General features: G+C 62.8%; 12 protein-coding genes. 8 read left to right on the top strand and 4 right to left on the bottom strand.

Annotated elements, in window-relative coordinates:
• Window positions 1-49 precede the first annotated feature (49 nt).
• Together AC4PTT_RS14450 and AC4PTT_RS14455 are read left to right on the top strand one after the other, a co-directional pair.
• On the top strand, window positions 50-1,549 hold the full coding sequence (locus tag AC4PTT_RS14450) for an AMP nucleosidase (protein ID WP_113154633.1): 1,500 nt from the start codon (window positions 50-52) through the stop codon (window positions 1,547-1,549).
• A gap of 59 nt (window positions 1,550-1,608) precedes the next feature.
• A complete protein-coding gene (locus AC4PTT_RS14455; RefSeq protein WP_492161503.1) occupies window positions 1,609-2,625 on the top strand; it encodes an endonuclease/exonuclease/phosphatase family protein in 1,017 nt (338 codons plus the stop codon).
• Window positions 2,626-2,685: 60 nt separating this feature from the next.
• Here the strand turns inward: AC4PTT_RS14455 and AC4PTT_RS14460 are convergent, their stop codons facing one another.
• Both AC4PTT_RS14460 and AC4PTT_RS14465 read right to left on the bottom strand, forming a co-directional pair.
• Entirely contained in the window at window positions 2,686-3,537 is an 852-nt protein-coding gene (locus AC4PTT_RS14460; RefSeq protein ID WP_492161504.1) for a class I SAM-dependent DNA methyltransferase, read from the bottom strand.
• A 5-nt stretch (window positions 3,538-3,542) separates the two neighbouring features.
• Entirely contained in the window at window positions 3,543-5,225 is a 1,683-nt protein-coding gene (locus tag AC4PTT_RS14465) for an electron transfer flavoprotein-ubiquinone oxidoreductase (protein ID WP_206553992.1), read from the bottom strand.
• 361 nt (window positions 5,226-5,586) lie between these two features.
• Here AC4PTT_RS14465 and AC4PTT_RS14470 point away from each other — a divergent pair, with 361 nt between their 5' ends.
• From AC4PTT_RS14470 to AC4PTT_RS14485, 4 genes are all read left to right on the top strand, one after another.
• The gene (locus AC4PTT_RS14470) at window positions 5,587-6,186 is read left to right on the top strand and encodes a DUF2585 family protein (RefSeq protein ID WP_245447508.1); all 600 of its coding nucleotides are present in this window, start codon (window positions 5,587-5,589) and stop codon (window positions 6,184-6,186) included.
• A 104-nt stretch (window positions 6,187-6,290) separates the two neighbouring features.
• Window positions 6,291-6,863, top strand: coding sequence for a hypothetical protein (locus AC4PTT_RS14475; protein WP_492161505.1), 573 nt, complete (start codon window positions 6,291-6,293; stop codon window positions 6,861-6,863).
• A gap of 86 nt (window positions 6,864-6,949) precedes the next feature.
• Entirely contained in the window at window positions 6,950-7,786 is an 837-nt protein-coding gene (locus tag AC4PTT_RS14480) for a uracil-DNA glycosylase (protein ID WP_492161506.1), read from the top strand.
• A gap of 99 nt (window positions 7,787-7,885) precedes the next feature.
• Window positions 7,886-8,755: a hypothetical protein gene (locus tag AC4PTT_RS14485; protein WP_492161507.1), complete on the top strand. Its 870-nt coding sequence runs from the start codon at window positions 7,886-7,888 to the stop codon at window positions 8,753-8,755.
• A 25-nt stretch (window positions 8,756-8,780) separates the two neighbouring features.
• Here the strand turns inward: AC4PTT_RS14485 and AC4PTT_RS14490 are convergent, their stop codons facing one another.
• Together AC4PTT_RS14490 and AC4PTT_RS14495 are read right to left on the bottom strand one after the other, a co-directional pair.
• Window positions 8,781-9,734 (bottom strand): DMT family transporter, encoded by a 954-nt coding sequence (locus tag AC4PTT_RS14490; protein ID WP_113154626.1) that lies wholly within the window; start codon window positions 9,732-9,734, stop codon window positions 8,781-8,783.
• A 68-nt stretch (window positions 9,735-9,802) separates the two neighbouring features.
• Window positions 9,803-12,118, bottom strand: coding sequence for a xanthine dehydrogenase family protein molybdopterin-binding subunit (locus AC4PTT_RS14495; RefSeq protein WP_492161508.1), 2,316 nt, complete (start codon window positions 12,116-12,118; stop codon window positions 9,803-9,805).
• A gap of 187 nt (window positions 12,119-12,305) precedes the next feature.
• Between AC4PTT_RS14495 and pepN the strand changes: the two genes are divergently transcribed.
• Both pepN and AC4PTT_RS14505 read left to right on the top strand, forming a co-directional pair.
• Entirely contained in the window at window positions 12,306-14,951 is a 2,646-nt protein-coding gene (gene pepN / locus AC4PTT_RS14500; RefSeq protein WP_492161509.1) for an aminopeptidase N, read from the top strand.
• Between the two features lie 130 nt (window positions 14,952-15,081).
• On the top strand, window positions 15,082-17,418 hold the full coding sequence (locus AC4PTT_RS14505) for a PAS domain-containing sensor histidine kinase (RefSeq protein ID WP_492161510.1): 2,337 nt from the start codon (window positions 15,082-15,084) through the stop codon (window positions 17,416-17,418).
• The last annotated feature ends 16 nt before the right edge of the window (window positions 17,419-17,434 follow it).

The following is a 17,434-nucleotide window of genomic DNA, read 5'->3' on the forward strand; positions in this document are numbered from 1 at the left end:
ATGCCGCAACCGGGCCTTGAGAAGACCGGGAAAATCCATATAAAAGGCCATGGAACACAGAATCTATCCTCAGCCCATTCAGACGATTTCAAGTCCGGAGCCCTACGCCCGGAAGAGCTTTACCGATGCCCGCGAAGCCGTCGCGGCGTTGAAAGCGCTCTATGAGCGCAACACCGCATTCCTGCGCGATGCGTTTGCGCAGGTTTCCAAAGAAGGCGAGAGCGATTGCCGCTTCCGCGCCTTCTATCCCGAAGTCAGCCTCGCCACCGCCACCTACGCCCAGATCGACACGCGGCTGGCCTATGGCCATGTGGCGGCACCCGGTGTCTATGCGACCACGATCACCCGGCCCGATCTCTTCGACGATTATCTGATCGACCAGCTGAGCCTGGTGATCCGCAATCACGGCGTGCCGGTGACCGTGTCGGAATCGGAAACGCCGATCCCGCTGCACTTCGCCTTCCTGCAGGACACCTATGTGGAAGGCTCCATCGCCGACCGGCTGAAACGGCCACTGCGCGATCTGTTCGACGTGCCGGATCTGAACGCCACCGATGACCACATCGTCAATGGCACCCATGAGACGCCGGCAGGAGAACCGGAACCGCTGGCCCCCTTCACGGCGCAGCGCGTCGACTATTCGCTGCACCGGCTGTCGCACTATACGGCGACGGCGCCTGCGCATTTCCAGAACTTCGTGCTGTTCACGAACTATCAGTTCTACATTGACGAGTTCTGCGCCCTCGCCCGCGAGATGATGGCCGAAGGCGGCAAGGGCTACACGGCCTTCGTGGAGCCCGGCAATGTGATCACCAAGGCCGGCGAGACGAGCCCTTCGGCCAGCACGCCGGCGCGTCTGCCGCAGATGCCCGCCTATCATCTGAAGCGTGACGGTCACGCCGGCATCACCATGGTGAACATCGGCGTCGGCCCCTCCAACGCCAAGACGATCACCGACCATGTGGCGGTTCTGCGCCCGCATGCCTGGCTGATGCTCGGCCATTGCGCGGGGCTCAGAAACTCGCAGGCGCTGGGCGATTACGTTCTGGCGCATGCCTATGTGCGCGAAGACCATGTGCTTGACGACGATCTGCCGGTGTGGGTGCCGCTGCCCGCACTTGCAGAGGTGCAGGTTGCGTTGCAGGAAGCGGTAGCGGAGACCACCGGCCTTTCCGGCTATGAGCTGAAGCGCATCATGCGCACCGGCACGGTGGCGACCATCGACAACCGCAACTGGGAACTGCGCGAACAGCGCGGCCCCGTGCAGCGGCTCTCGCAGTCGCGGGCGATTGCGCTGGATATGGAATCGGCCACCATCGCGGCCAATGGCTTCCGCTTCCGCGTGCCCTACGGCACGCTGCTTTGCGTTTCGGACAAGCCGCTTCATGGCGAACTGAAGCTGCCGGGCATGGCCACCGACTTTTACAAGCGGCAGGTCTCCCAGCATCTCAAGATCGGCATGCGGGCGGTCGAGAAACTTGCGGAAATGCCGCCAGAACGGCTCCATTCGCGCAAGCTGAGAAGCTTTTTCGAAACCGCCTTCCAATAGCCCAAAAGAACGGCTAGCCCGCGTATCTCAAGGGACACGCAGCAAACAAGGCGCGAGAGATGAAGAAGAGCAGAACCGCATCCGCACTGCCGGCAATTCTGGCAATCGGCGCGGTTCTGATTTCGGTGCCCCTCGTGGCCGGCTATTGGGGCCGGCTGCACCCGGCCTTCGACGCCATGGCGCATTTTCGGATGCATCTGGCGGTGCTGATCGCCATTCTCTCCCTGCCTCTGATCTTCATACGGGGCTGGCGGCAGATCGGTGCGGCAGGAACCGTGCTCGGCCTTGCAGCCCTGAGCGCAACGCTTTTGCCGGGACAGAATGCGGCAGGAACGGCCAGAGCCGAAGCCGCCGACATGCCGGCTGCGCGCTACCGGCTCCTCCAGATGAACCTGCGCTACGACAACCCCACCCCAAAACAGGTGTTTTCGCTGATCGGCCAGACCCGGCCGGACATCGTGACGCTGAACGAGGTTTCAAGCATGTGGGTGCAGGAACTGAAGTTCCTTGAAGCCACCTACCCCTACCGCGTGATCTGCCCGCCGCCGGCCCGGATCGGCGGCGTTGCCATTCTCTCCCGCCGCCCTTTCGCCAGCTCATCCGCCTATGCGTGCTATGATCGCGGCTCGATGGCCGTGGCGACGGTGCGCCTTGGCGCAGATCCGGTGGAGATCGCCGCGCTGCATCTCGGCTGGCCCTGGCCCTATGAACAGCATCGCCAGGTGGAGCGCGTGACGCCGGTTCTGCAGCGGCTCGGCAAGACGGCGATCCTTGCAGGCGATCTGAACGCAACGCCGTGGAGCGCAACGGCGCATCGTGTTGCGGCTGCCGGTGAGCTGGATCTTGTGCCGGGCGTTGGCCCGACCTGGCTGAAGCGTCTGGTTCCCGAACCCGTTCGCCGGGTTGCAGGCCTGCCCATCGACCATGTGTTCAGCAAGGGACGGATCATGCCGATTGCCATCTCGCGACCGCGGGATGCCGGTTCCGACCACCTGCCCGTCCTGTTCGAATTCGGCATCATGCCTGACGCCGAACAGAACATCCTTGAGGTAAAGCTGGCGCAAAACGCCGGTTAGAGCGCCGTGCGTCCATCCGGACGCACAAAGGACGCCCTAACCTGTTGAAAGCACGGTGCGCTAATCGGCTTTCTGCTTTCGGGCGATGACCAGATGCCCCGGCACCGGCTGGCCCATTTCATGCCGCACCACGATGTCGCCAATCGCCAGACCGGCGAAGCCGTGATCGGCAAGCATTTTGCCGAGATAGGCCTGCGCATGGGCAAAGCGCTGGTGCGGGCCAACCATGAAGGGGCGGCCGGCAAGCGTTTCATCCGGCAGGGTCTCGCTTGAGAAAGCGAGAACCGCGCCATCCGTGGCGAGTTCCGCAGCGCCTTCGAAGAAGGCTTCCAGCTCACCGAGATAAGGCAGAACATCCGTCGCCGTGATCAGGTCGAAGGGTTCGACATCGGCATGCTGAAGAAAGTCCACCGCATCGCCCACATATAGGGCGTCGTAGAGCTCTTTCTCGTCGGTGACCTCGATCATCGTTTCGGAGAGATCGACGCCGGTGATGTGGGCCGCCATATCGCGCAGCACCTCGCCGGCAAGACCGGTACCGCAACCAAGATCGAGCATGCGCTCATAAGGGCCGGGTGCGATCTCTTCCAGCGCCTGGCGTACAAGTGCGGGCACATCGTAGCCGAGCTGGTCTACGAGGATGCTTTCGAATTCACCGGCGTGCTGGTCGAACAGCGTCGCGACATAGGCCTCCGAGGCGCGTGTCGGCGTTTCGCCGCGCCCCATGCTGGCGAGCCGCACGGCTGCCCCGCCATGATCGGCGGGATCCAGCGCCAGAACTTCCCTGTAGGCCCCGGCGGCGGCGTCGAGATCGCCCGCCTTTTCCAGTGCAAGCGCGCGATTATAGGCTTCGGCCAGCGCCTCTTCATCGACGGGGCTGGCTTCGGCGGCGCCGGTTTCATGATCGGACAATGCGGTTACATCCCGGTGTAGACGGGCCCTTCGCCACCCTGCGGCGGCACCCAGTTGATGTTCTGGTTCGGGTCCTTGATATCGCAGGTTTTGCAGTGGACGCAGTTCTGCGCGTTGATGACAAAACGCGCGTCAGCCACATCGCTGCCATCGGTCAGCGCGTTGCCGTCGGCATCCACCCATTCATAGACGCCCGCCGGGCAATAGCGCGAGGACGGGCCGGCAAAGACGCCGTATTCCGAAGTCTTCTGCAGCTCCATGTCCTTCACCTGAAGATGAACGGGTTGCTCTTCCTCATGGTTGGTGTTGGACAGGAAGACCGAGGAGAGACGGTCGAAGGTGAGAACGCCATCGGGCTTGGGGTAATCGATGGGCGCGTGTTTCGCGGCCGGCTCAAGCGAGGCGGCATCGGTCTTGCCGTGCTTCATCGTGCCGAAGGGCGAAACGCCGAACAGCGAGTTCAGCCACATGTCGAGACCGCCGATGCCGACGCCCAGAAGCGTGCCGAAGCGCGACCAGAGCGGCTTGACGTTGCGGACCTTCTTCAGGTCCTTGCCGATGTCTGAGGAGCGCCAGGCGGCCTCATAGCCTTCAAGCGTGTCATTGGTGCGCCCTGCCCCGAGCGCCTCGACAACGTGTTCGGCGGCGAGCATGCCGGACAGAACCGCATTGTGCGAGCCCTTGATGCGCGGCACGTTGACGAAGCCTGCTGAACAGCCGATGAGCGCGCCGCCCGGGAAAACGAGCTTGGGCACGGACTGCCAGCCGCCCTCGGTAATGGCGCGCGCGCCATAGGAGAGGCGCTTGCCACCCTCGAACGTGTCGCGAATGGCCGGATGCGTCTTGAAGCGCTGGAACTCCTGGAACGGCGAGAGGAAGGGGTTCTTGTAGTTCAGGTGAACCACAAAGCCGACCGCCACCTGGTTGTTTTCCAGATGATAGAGGAAGGAACCGCCGCCGGTTTTCATGTCGAGTGGCCAGCCAAAGGAGTGCTGGACGAGACCGGGCTTGTGGTTCTCCGGCTTGACCTCCCAGAGCTCCTTGAGGCCGATGCCGAACTTCTGCGGCTCACGCTCTTCATCGAGACCGAACCGGGCGATGAGCTGCTTGGCGAGCGAGCCGCGCACGCCCTCACCGATCAGCACATATTTGCCCAGAAGCGCCATGCCCGGCTGGTAGTTGGGACCGTGCGAGCCATCACGCTCGACGCCCATGTCGCCAGTGGCGACGCCGATGACTGCGCCTTCGTCATTGTAGAGAACTTCGGCTGCGGCGAAGCCCGGATAGATTTCGACGCCAAGCGCCTCGGCATGGCCGGCGAGCCAGCGGCACACATTGCCCAGCGACACGGCGTAATTGCCGTGATTGTTCATGAGCGGCGGCATGAGGAAATTGGGCAGACGGATGGAGCCTGCCGGCCCCAGCACCAGAAACTGGTCGTCGGTGACCGGCGTCTTGAACGGGTGGTCAGGATCTTCACGCCAGTCGGGAAGCAGGCGATCGATGCCGATGGGATCGACAACCGCGCCCGACAGGATGTGCGCGCCAACCTCACCGCCCTTTTCGAGCACGACGATGGAAAGCTCGGGATCGAGCTGCTTGAGCCTGATGGATGCGGCCAGTCCTGCCGGCCCTGCGCCGACGATGACCACATCGAATTCCATGCTTTCGCGTTCCATCTCGCTCATTTAACCCTCCGCAGTCTTTTTCTCTAGCGCACCATGGTTTCGACCCGAATATGGGCCGGTGCGGACCGGATACAAATCAGCCCCGCATAACGGTTTCAACGCCGGGCTATAGCGCATCCGCGCCCCTATCGAAACCAGAGAAGTTGCATCAACCCATTCCTGATTGCTGCAAGCACAACACTTACTTTAACGTAAACGTAAATATTGGGCAATCTGGTGGTGGGCAATTCCTGTTTGCCAGCCTTCCCGAATCCCATCAGTGTCGCGCGGTTTCGAGAGCGTCAGGCAAGAATGCAATCCGGCCGTCAGCTGGATGTTCCGAATTGAGCCCGATGCTCCAATTGAGAAGGAGATCGTGCGCGTGAATGCGAGTGAAAATGCGCTTCTGAGAGCATATCGGCAAAGACCGGTTGCGATCACCGCGTTCTGCGTTCTCGGTATTCTGGCGATACAGGCGCTGTTTCTGAAGCTGATGGGGCAGACGACCATCTGCGACTGCGGCACGGTCAAACTCTGGTATTCGGATCCGTCGGGACCGGAAACCTCGCAGCATATCGGCGACTGGTACACCTATTCGCACTTTCTCCATGGCCTTCTTTTCTATGCGCTGCTCTGGCTTGTCGCGCCGCGCCTGCCGATTGGAATTCGCCTCGCGCTGGCGGTGGGTCTCGAAGCGGCATGGGAGATGGCCGAAAACACGCCGATGGTGATCAACCGCTATCGGGAATCGGCGCTGGCGGAGGGGTATTACGGCGACAGCGTGCTGAACTCGCTCTCTGATACCGCCGCGACGATTGTCGGCTTCTTCGTTGCCCGCATATCGCCAGTATGGCTGAGCATCGTTCTGGTGGTGGCGACCGAGATCTTCATGGCCGTGATGATCCGCGACAACCTGACGCTCAACATTCTTCAGCTGGTCTATCCCTCTCAGACGATCTCGAACTGGCAAGTGGGCGGCTGAACTGGGCAGCTGAATTGGGCTAACGCCATTCCATTTCGCGGAAAGTACCGATGGCGCTATAATGCGGCAGGAAGGGAGGTGTTATCCTGCCTCGCGCCGCAACCATGATAGCCCTGCCCCTGCTCGCATGCCTGCTGGCTGCGGAGCCGGGAGATGACGGGCGCTGGCAGGCGGGGCCATACGCCTTCTCGGACGAGAGCGGCGGGTTTCGCATCCGCGCGGTTTCCGGCAGCGGTTCGCGCGGTGATCCCGTCATCCTTCAACAGGAACTCTACACCGCATCGGCGGTGGTGATGGTCATTCGCCTCATCGGAGAGACGCCGCGCTATGCCTATGACGAGCGCGCGGGCGCGGGCTATCTCTTCATCGAGATCGAAACGCTGAATGCGAGCAATCTGCCCTGGGTGGAATTCGAGTTCGAACTTCAGGAGAAGCGCGGGGTTTCCAGCGTCTATGGGGACGGGCTTTCGTTCGACCAGCGCAATGTGGGCAGCGACCATGTGGGCTCTGACGCCTTTAAAAGCCACGACCGCAAATTCGAGCCCCATGACCGACTGCTCTTTCAGTCCGGTACGGTGGATGCGGGGCATTCCGTCACATTTCGCCTGCTGATTACCGATCTGACGCCCCAGCCGGTCTTTTATCTGGTGCAGGATCCACGCATTCCCGCTTCGTGAACTTGCAACGGCAGGCAAAGAAAGAGAAAGTGCCGCTTCAACGCCAACCGGCGACAATCAGGATTTCGGGCAGGATTTCGGGCACGATGGATTCCGCAGGACTAAGGGAGCTTCTGACGTTCTACGCCGATGCCGGCGTGGATGAGTCCCTGCTGGAATCTGCCGCCGACCGGTTTGAGGAAACTCGGGTCGAGGCGGAAAAGCGCGCCGCACGCCGCACGCCAGCCGCGCAGGAGCAGAAGAAGAAAGCGCCGGCAGCGCAGATCCAGGCGCCGCCCCTTCCAAGTTCGCAGCGCGCGGCCATTCCCGATGATGCGCAGGCAGCCCGCGCACGCGAGATCGCCAAAAGCGCAAACACGCTGGAGGAACTGCGCGAACAGCTTGCCGCCTTCGATGGCTGCAATCTGAAAACGACCGCGAAGAACACCGTCTTCTCCGACGGCAACCCGCAGGCCGCCGTGATGCTTGTGGGCGAAGCGCCCGGCCGTGACGAGGATCTTCAGGGCCTGCCCTTTGTCGGGCGCTCCGGCAAGCTGCTCGACCGCATGCTGGCGGCTATCGGCCTCGACCGCACATCGGTCTACATTTCCAATGTCATCCCGTGGCGGCCGCCGGGCAACCGCGATCCATCTCCGCTTGAGACGGAGATCTGCCGCCCTTTCATCGAGCGCCATATCGAGCTGGTCGCGCCGAAAGTTCTGGTGACGCTGGGCAACCCTTCGACGAAGCTGCTGCTCAACACGCAGACGGGCATCATGCGCATGCGCGGCAACTGGGCGCTGCACAAGACGCCGGGTGGTCAGGAAATTCCGACCATGCCGACGCTGCACCCGGCCTATCTGCTGCGCAACCCCGCCCACAAGAAGCTCGCATGGCATGACCTTCTTGCGATCAAGGTGAAGCTGGAAGGCGCTGGCGCGTAGAGCCGCTTAAGCCCGCATTAACCCTGTTGGGGCACAGTCGACAGCCTCAACAACGTCCCGGAGTCGAGCATGTGTGTTCGCGTTATATCCGGGGGGCGCGTGGTTCTTCTTTTTCTCTTTCTGATTCTTACTTTTGCATTCCTGCCCAGCCAGGCATTCGGTGCTGATCTTCTGGCGCATGAGGCGCTGGAGCGGTATCGGAGTGCCCAGAGCGGCTCCATCAGGCATGCGCGCACCATGGGTGTGATCGAATATCGCCAGTCGGATGGCGATGGCAGGGTGGCCGGCGAAAGCGGGCGCAGCTCGACTGTTTCCGTCTCGGCAAAAGCCAACCGACGGATCGGCGCGGGCTGGAACGTGCAGGGCAATGTGAAGCACCGGCACTCGGAGCTGAACGGCGACAGGCGACAGCGCACGCAGGGTACAGCGCATCTCTATCATCGCGACCCGAAGCGCTATGCGCTTGGAGCCTTCGGCAGTCTGGCGACCGAACGCGCAAAGCCGGCAACCGCCATCGCAGGCGATGAATGGAAACGCGTGGACAGTGCGGCCGGCGGCCTGGAGGCAGCGCTCTTTTCGGAGAAGACCACGCTTCTGGCCGCAGCCGGTCTGCGCCGGAATATGACCGAGCAGGAGGAGAGCGACAGCGTCTTCACCATGCTTGGCGCACGCTACTATGTGACGGATCAGTTTCGCCTTGGCCTTCAGGGCACTTATGAGCGCCCTCTCACCATCGAGGACGACCCGGTCATCTACGGGCTCGGCGCGGAGGTGAGCTACCGGCCGCACGAGCTGCCGTTCAGCAGCTTTGGCGGCTATCGCTACCAGCTGGCGCAGGCCGATGGCAGCGCCGAGAAGACGGTTTCACACGGCGTCTTCGCGGGCTTTCGCTATCATTTCGGCAGCCACAGCCTGAAGGAAGAAGAGCGCTACGGATCGCTCTGGCCCGACCTGCCCATCGACCTTTGAAAAGGCGGCGCGGCTGCGCCGGCCTTCAGGAGGCCGGCGGCACGAAGCGGCGCGCGGCAACGCGCCGGAGGCCAAGCCTGCGCTCGCGCCAGATGATGAACAGACCGGCGCTGATGACGATGGTGCCGCCGACCAGCGTGTAGATGGTCGGCACATCGCCAAAGGCGAAATAGCCGATGATGATGGCAAGCAGCATCGAGGTGTATTCGAACGGCGCGATGGTGGAGAGCTCCGCATGGCGGTAGCACTCCGTCATGAGGATCTGCGCGACGCCACCGCACACGCCCGCCCCGGCAAGGGCCAGATACTGATCGCGCGTCAGGTCTGCCCAGCCGAACGGGATGGTGAAGAGCGCCAGCACCGTGGCCGTGACGGAAAACCAGAGAACAATGGTGGCGGTCTTTTCCGTCTGCACCAGCCGACGGACGAGAAGCATGGCGACGGCAGAGCCCGTCGCTGCGCAAAGAGCCGCGATGACGCCCACCGCCTGCGCGGCCTCAAGACCGGCGTCCCCGGTCAAAAGGGTGAGTTTCGGCCACGCGATGATGATGACGCCGATAAAGCCGACGGCCACGGCGCTCCAGCGATAGACGCGCACGATCTCGCCCATGAAGATGGCCGAAAACACCACCACGATGAGCGGCTGCGCGTAATTGAGGGTGATCGCGTCAGGCAGCGGCAGGCGCGTGAGCGCGAAGAAGCCGAGCCCCATGGAGGTCACGCCGACAAGGCCACGCATGATGTGGCTGACGGGATGCGTGGTGCGAAAGGCGGTCGACAGCTCCTTGCGCCAGGCGAGCATGGCGAGGATCGGGAAGATCGCGAAGAAGGAGCGATAGAAGACGATCTGTCCGGACGGCACGGTCCCCGCCGATTTGATCAGCGAAGACATGACGACGAAGATGGAGACCGAGATGACTTTCAGCGCGATGCCGATGAGTGGCTGGCGTTCGGCGCCGAGTTCGGTCACAGCAGGCATTCTCTAAAATCCTGAAAAGCAGCTTCTGGGGATGGGAGAGCATTCCAGGGCGTATGCGCAGGCCTGCCTCATGCCGCGTCTGCCTCCCGGGCCATGCGGATAGCCTCCCAGACGCGCGATGGCGTGGTCGGCATGTCGATATGGTCGATGCCGTGAGCGCGGTAGAGCGCATCCGTGACTGCGTTCAGAACCGCCGGCGTTGCGCCAATGGTGCCGGCCTCGCCCGCCCCCTTGATGCCCATGGCATTGGTGGTGGACGGCACGTTGCGCGTCTCGAAATGGATGAAAGGCAGATCATCGGCGCGCGGCATGGCGTAATCCATGAAGCTGGCCGTGATGAGCTGGCCGTCTTCGCCATAGACCGTGTCTTCCGTCAGCGCCTGTCCGAGCCCCTGGGCAACGCCGCCATGCACCTGGCCGGCCAGCAGGATCGGGTTCACCGTTGCGCCGAAATCATCGACGATCCAGTAATCGAGCACCTCCGTGCGGCCCGTATCCGGGTCGATCTCGACCTCGCAGATATGGGTGCCGTTCGGATAGGTCGCCTCTTCCTGCACGAATTCGCCGAACCCTTCGACATCCTCGGGAGCCTTGGCGGCCTTGGCGATGGCTGCGAAATCGACCGCGCGGTCCGTACCGACGATGCGGGCCGCCCCGCCTGAAAGTTCGATATCGTCGACGGACGCTTCCAGTTCGTCGGCCGCCAGCTTGCGGATTTTCTCGGCGAGGTCTTCACCGGCGCGCGCGGCGGAGACGCCGCCCAGCGGAATGGAGCGCGAACCGCCCGTGCCACCGCCCGACGCCAGCTCATCCGTGTCGCCCTGGCGCACAGTGATTTTGTCGATGTCGAGATTGAGCTTGTCGGCCACGAACTGCGCATAGGCCGTGGCGTGCCCCTGCCCGTTCGACTGGGTGCCGATCAGAAGCGTGACCGTGCCATCGTCATTGAGCTTTACATGGGCCGGCTCGGAGCCTGCGAAGGCGCAGGCCTCGATATAGGTGGCCATGCCGATGCCGCGCAGCTTTCTGTTTTGGCGCGACTGCTCCGCCCGCTCATCGAACGTGCTCCAGCCGGCATTTTCCATGCACTTGTTCATATGCCCTTCGAACTCACCGACATCGTAGAGACGGCCGGTCTGGGTGCGATAGGGGAACTGCTCGGGCCTGATGAAATTGCGGCGGCGGATTTCCTCGCGTCCCATGTCGAGATCGCGGGCGCAGACATCCACCAGCTTCTCCAGAAGGAAGGCAGCTTCCGGACGCCCTGCGCCACGATAGGCATCCACCGGGCAGGTGTTGGTGTAGACGCCGTTGATCGTCACATCGAGCGCCTGAATATCGTAGACGCCCGTCGACATGGACACGCCGACGAACGGGATGAACGGGCCATATTGCGAGATATACGCGCCCATATTGGCCGTGAGATCCACGCGGAGACCAAGGAAACGGCCTTCTGAATCCATCGCCATTTCAGCGATCACGACATTGTCGCGCCCCTGCGCGTCGGTCATGAAATGCTCGTTGCGGTCGCCCGTCCACTTGACCGGACGGCCAAGGCGCTTCGCGGCTTCCATCACCATGGCGTATTCGCGGTAGACGAAGGTTTTCGGGCCAAAACCGCCGCCCACATCCGGCGTGATGACCCGGAGGTTTTCCGGCTCGATGCCGAACGTCTTGCACAGAATGCCGCGCATGGAGTGCACGCCCTGCGAGCCGGTTGTCAGCACATAGCGGTTTTCATCGTCGCGCCATTCGGCCAGCGCCGCGCGCGGCTCCATGTAATTGCAGACCAGACGGTTGTTGACGAACTCGATGCGCGACACGTGGTCCGCTTTGGCAAAGGCGGCGTCGGACTTTTCCTTGTCACCCACATGATAAAGGAAGGCGCGGTTTGACCCGAGTTCCGGCCAGACCAGCGGCGCGTCTTCCGAAAGCGCTTCGGCGGTTGCCGCAATCGCCTCTTCATCGTCGAAATCGATATCGATCAGTTCTGCGGCATCCTGCGCTTGGGCGCGGCTGTCGGCCACCACGAGCGCCACGGCATCACCGACATACTGCACGCGGTCGCGGCAGAGAATCGGGATGTCGCGCGTCGGCGCGCGCGTGCCATCGGGCTGCTTCTGCATCGCGCCGGAGCGCAGATCCTTGAGATGCGCCACATCGGCACCGGTCAGCACCAGATGAACGCCCGGCGACGCCTGCGCTTCCTCAATCGAGGAAATGGTGAAGGTTGCCTTGGCGACGGGCGAGCGCAGCACATAGAGATGCAGTGTACCCTCGGGCAGGAAATCGTCTGTATAGTGTCCCCGGCCCGTGATGAAAGCCGCATCCTCCTTGCGGCGGACCGAAGCCCCCATGCCGAATTTCGGCGTCATCACAGTCATGCGGAATCCCTTCTGGCCAAAAATTCCTGGCCGATGTTCGGTGAGCTGGCTGGAAACAGTCGAGCGACGTTTGATGCCTTAGTTTTGTCGAGCCGGATGGTTGTGTAAAGAGCCGCAATCCGATTTTGTTGGGCCAGGCGGACGCGGATTTTCCCGCACTGCGCCACAGGTCATGGAAAGAGTGAAGATGCGTACAGAAAGCGGCCAGATTTTTCGTCTCGAAGACTACAAACCCAGCGCCTATCTCATCCCCGGGATTGCGCTCGATTTCGCGCTGGACGCTGACGAAACGCTGGTGACTGCGCGGCTCCGGGTGGAACGGGCCGAGAATGCGCCGGACGATGCGCCGCTGGAACTCGATGGCGATGCGCTGACGCTGGAAGCGCTGAGAATCAACGGAGCCGATGTGCCCGTCTCGAGCTACGAGGCGACGCCCGACAAGCTGACGATCCGGAAACTCCCCGAGGAGCGGGAATTCGAGCTGACTATTGTCACGCGGGTCCTGCCTTCGAGCAACACGACACTGATGGGGCTTTATGTCTCAAGCGGCGTCTTCTGCACGCAGTGCGAGGCGGAAGGGTTTCGCCGGATCACCTATTTCCTCGACCGGCCTGACATCCTGTCGGTTTACACGGTGCGGATGGAAGCCGACCGCAAGGCTGCCCCCCTGCTTCTGTCGAACGGCAACCCGGTCGAGAGCGGCGCGCTTGAGAATGGCAGGCACTTTGCCGTCTGGCACGATCCGTTCCCCAAACCCTCCTACCTGTTTGCGCTGGTGGCGGGCGACCTTGGCGTGGTGACGGACAGCTTCACCACCGCGTCGGGACGCGAGGTCTCGCTCGGCATCTATGTGGAGCACGGCAAGGAAGAACGCGCCGCCTACGCGATGGATGCGCTCAAGCGCTCCATGCGCTGGGACGAGGAGCGCTTCGGCAGGGAATACGATCTCGATGTGTTCAACATCGTGGCCGTGTCGGATTTCAATATGGGGGCGATGGAGAACAAGGGTCTCAACGTCTTCAACGACAAATATGTGCTGGCCGATGCGGAGACCGCCACGGATGTCGATTTCGCCAATATCGAGGCGATCATCGCGCATGAGTATTTCCATAATTGGACAGGCAACAGAATCACTTGCCGGGACTGGTTCCAGCTCTGCCTGAAGGAAGGTCTGACGGTTTTCCGCGACCATGAATTCTCTGCCGACGAGCGGTCGCGCGCGGTCAAGCGCATCGGCGAGGTGCGCGCGCTCCGGGCGCACCAGTTCCCCGAGGATCAGGGACCGCTGGCCCATCCGGTGCGGCCGCGGCGCTATCGCGAGATCAACAATTTCTACACGGCGACCGTCTACGAAAAGGGCTCGGAAGTGGTGCGCATGCTGCGTACCATTCTGGGTGAAGAGGCGTTCCGCGCCGGCATGGACCTCTATTTCGAGCGGCATGACGGGCAGGCCGTGACAATTGAGGATTTTCTAAAAGCCTTCGAGGATGCCTCGGGCCGTGATCTCACCCAGTTCGCGCTCTGGTATCATCAGGCAGGAACCCCGAATGTGGCGCTCTCCTCGCGCTATGACGCCGGGGCGAAGACGCTGACGGTGGAGATAGAACAGTCCGTTCCGCCGACACCTTCTGAAAGCCGCAAGCGGCTGATGCACATCCCCCTCGCCTTTGGCCTTGTCGGGCCGGAAGGTGAAGATCTCGCCTATGAAAGCGCTGAGGGCGCGGTGGTGGAAAACGGCGTCATTCACCTGCGCAAGCGCCGGCATACGATTGTTTTCAAAGGCGTAAATGCGCGGCCAGTGTTCTCGGTCAACCGTGGATTCTCAGCGCCGGTGACGCTTTGCAGCGAGGGCAGAACCGCCGACCGGCTGTTCCTGGCCCGCCATGACAGCGACCCGTTCTCGCGCTGGCAGGCGCTCACGACGCTCTTCACCGACACGCTGATTGCCGCAAGCAAGGCCGTGCGCGGCGGCAAGGCGCCGGCCTTCGCCGACGATCTCGTGCAGCTGGCGCTGGATCTGGCTGCCGATGCAACGCTGGAAGAGGCCTTCCGCGCACTGGTTCTGACCCTGCCCAGCGAGGCTGACGTGGCGCGTGAAATCGGCCATGACATCGATCCGGACGCCATCCACACGGCCCGCAGGGCGCTGCTTGAGACCATTGCGCAGGCAGGACGGGAGACGTTTGGCGACCTCTATGAGGGACTGCACGACAACGCCCCCTTCTCGCCCGATGCCCGCAGCGCCGGACGCCGCGCCCTGCGCAACACGCTGCTGGAATATCTGGTGCTCGGCGAAGGGAACCCTCAGGCCGCACGCCGGCAGTTCGACGATGCCGACAACATGACCGAGCGCGCCGGCGCGCTGACCATTCTGGCGCAGTATTTCCACGACACGGAGGATGGCAGGGCTGCTCTTGCGGCCTTCGAGGAACGTTATCGCGACACGCCGCTGGTGCTCGACAAATGGCTTCAGATCCAGGCCATGATCCCCTCCGAAGGGGCCGTATCGCTGGTGCGGTCGCTGATGGAGCATCCGCATTTCTCGCTCGCCAATCCCAACCGCGTCCGGGCGCTGATCGGCACTTTCTCCATGGCCAACCAGACGGCCTTTCACAGCGCCGATGGCGAAGGCTACCGCCTTGTCGCCGACACGGTGCTGGCGCTGGACGGACAGAACCCGCAGGTGGCGGCAAGGCTGGCCACCGCATTCCGCTCGTGGCGGTCGCTCGAGAAGGGCCGGCGCGAACATGCCCGCGCGCTTCTTGCCGACATGGCGGGACGCGAAAACCTGTCTCGCGATCTTGCGGATATCCTTGAAAGGACACTGGCCTGAGGGGCCGCGTTAATAAGTTTTTTACCATGACATCTGGACAAGGCGAATCACCTTTGATTCCTTATGGATGATTCGGCAGCAGGCGGAGCCGAATCACCGAACTTAACCGAGGAACGAGGGAGCCCGTCGGATGGCGAAGGCAGGGGGTTGGGCTTTGCCCCTGATAGCGGGCATGGCTGCCGGGCCAAAAACCCGACGCGCAAGGCGTATGGGACTGGCCGGCAATGCCAAGATAATCGCTGCTCCGGCATACGAGCGTCTGCTGGCGGTGGAACCGTATCTGCGCCGCTCGATCCCCATTCTGATCATCATCTTTCTGCTGGTGCTGGCCGCAGCGCGCCTTCTCTCGCTGTTCACCTGGCGCGACGACATCGAACGCGATGCGCGGACCATGCTGGCGCTTGCTGCAGATTCGCTTGCCGCAAGCGTGGCCGTGGACACGACCGAGGCCGACCCGACGCACAAAGCACGCATGCTGATCGAGGAGGCGATGCGCCGCGCGGGTTCCGAAGACCAGCGCGTTCTGGCCATCACCGACAGCCGTTTCGACGTGATCGCAAGCTCGCCCAACGGGACCGACCTCGTCGGCCGTTCGCTGGAATCCGTGCTGACAGGCGGGCAGCCACTCTTCCTGTTCGGCGCACGCGCCGGCGTGATGAACGTGGAAATCGGCGGCGAGAGCTGGCTGGCCTCGCTCGTGCATGTGCCCGGACAGGATGGCTCGGCGATTGCGCTGACCTCGCATGACGCGCTCTTTGCCGACTGGCGGCGCTCCGTCTCGCTGAACGTGACGCTGTTTGCGCTGACGGCGGCGATCCTGATGGTGATCCTCTACGCCTATTTCAGCCAGGCCGCGCGGGCGCAGGCCGCCGACCGCATCTACATGGAGGCCCATCAGCGGGTCGACATGGCCATGGTGCGCGGCAAGTGTGGCCTGTGGGACTGGGACATGGTGCGCGGCAAGATGTTCTGGTCGCGTTCGATGTTCGAGATGCTCGGCTACGAGACCACCGACGACATGCTTTCCTTCGGCGAGGTGGCGGAGATCGTCCACCCCGAGGATGGCGATCTGTTCGATCTGGCCAACCGCATCGTGGCGCGCGAGATCGACCATGTGGACCGGGTTTTCCGGATGAAGCGCGCCGATGGCCAGTGGGTCTGGGTGCGCGCCCGCGCGCAGGTTGTCGACCCGAACGCGCCCGAACTGCACCTGATCGGCATTGCCGTGGACGTGACCGAACAGCGCACGCTGGTGCAGCAGACGGAAGCGGCCGACCAGCGGCTGCGCACGGCAATCGAGAGCATCGGCGAATCCTTCGTTCTGTGGGACTACGCAGAGCGCCTCGTCATGTGCAACACGAAGTACAAGCAGGATCTGGGCGTTGACCAGAGCATGATCGTAGCCGGCGCGCGCCGGCGCGACATCGAGGCCCATGCGCCCGCTTTCCGCTCCGAGCGGAGGCTGGCCATCCCCTCCGGCAATGGCAATGGCGCGACCTATGAGCGCCAGCTCGCAGACGGACGCTGGCTGCAGGTCACCGAGCTGAAGACACGCGATGGCGGCACCGTGTCCGTGGGCACCGACATTACCCAGCTGAAACAGCATCAGGGCAAGCTGGTCGACAGCGAACGCCGCCTGATGGCGACCATTCACGATCTGAGCCTTGCGCGCCGCGCCGAGCAGGAGCGCACCCGCGAGCTCAGCGAGCTGAACCGCAAATACATGCGCGAGACCGAGCGCGCCGAGGCGGCCAACCGCGCGAAATCGGAATTCCTGGCCAACATGTCCCATGAGTTGCGCACGCCGCTCAACGCCATCATCGGTTTCTCCGAGGTGATGCAGTCGGGCATGTTCGGCCCGCTCGGCTCCGAGCGCTATGCGGAATATGTTCAGGACATCTGTTCCAGCGGCTCCTACCTGCTGGGCGTGATCAACGACATTCTCGACATGTCGAAGATCGAGGCGGGCCAGTTCTCCGTCGATTGCGAGGAGATCGACCTGTGCCCGCTGATCCGCGAGACGGTGCGGGTGGTGGACCTTCAGGCGGCGGAGAAGTCCATCGACATGAAGATGGATATTCCGGAGACCATGCAGGTTTTCGCAGACCGCCGCGCCATCAAGCAGATCGTCATCAACCTGCTCTCCAACGCGGTGAAGTTCACCGGCGAAGGCGGACACATCTCGCTGCGCGCGCGCAAGGTTGGCCAGGCGGTGACGCTGACCATCGAAGATTCGGGCTGCGGCATTCCGCGCGATGCGCTGAAAAAGCTCGGACGGCCCTTCGAGCAGGTGCAGAACCAGTTCTCCAAGAGCCATACCGGCTCCGGGCTGGGGCTTGCCATCTCCCGCTCGCTGGCGGAGCTGCATGGCGGTGTGCTGAAAATCCGCTCGACCGAAGGCGTCGGCACCATTGTGTCCGTCCGCCTGCCGGCAGGCGAGCGCAAGAAGCCGGCCGTGGCCGCCTGATGACAGTCGTTAGAGG

Source organism: Nitratireductor sp. WH36-1, assembly GCF_058725515.1.

What these genes read in the sequence shown, in the direction of transcription:
- AC4PTT_RS14450 (WP_113154633.1), top strand. Translation starts at nt 50, where the DNA reads ATGGAACACAGAATCTATCCTCAGCCCATTCAGACGATTTCAAGTCCG.
- AC4PTT_RS14480 (WP_492161506.1), top strand. Translation starts at nt 6,950, where the DNA reads ATGGATTCCGCAGGACTAAGGGAGCTTCTGACGTTCTACGCCGATGCC.
- AC4PTT_RS14490 (WP_113154626.1), bottom strand. Translation starts at nt 9,734, where the DNA reads ATGCCTGCTGTGACCGAACTCGGCGCCGAACGCCAGCCACTCATCGGC.
- AC4PTT_RS14475 (WP_492161505.1), top strand. Translation starts at nt 6,291, where the DNA reads ATGATAGCCCTGCCCCTGCTCGCATGCCTGCTGGCTGCGGAGCCGGGA.
- pepN (WP_492161509.1), top strand. Translation starts at nt 12,306, where the DNA reads ATGCGTACAGAAAGCGGCCAGATTTTTCGTCTCGAAGACTACAAACCC.
- AC4PTT_RS14455 (WP_492161503.1), top strand. Translation starts at nt 1,609, where the DNA reads ATGAAGAAGAGCAGAACCGCATCCGCACTGCCGGCAATTCTGGCAATC.
- AC4PTT_RS14465 (WP_206553992.1), bottom strand. Translation starts at nt 5,225, where the DNA reads ATGAGCGAGATGGAACGCGAAAGCATGGAATTCGATGTGGTCATCGTC.
- AC4PTT_RS14495 (WP_492161508.1), bottom strand. Translation starts at nt 12,118, where the DNA reads ATGACTGTGATGACGCCGAAATTCGGCATGGGGGCTTCGGTCCGCCGC.
- AC4PTT_RS14505 (WP_492161510.1), top strand. Translation starts at nt 15,082, where the DNA reads ATGGCGAAGGCAGGGGGTTGGGCTTTGCCCCTGATAGCGGGCATGGCT.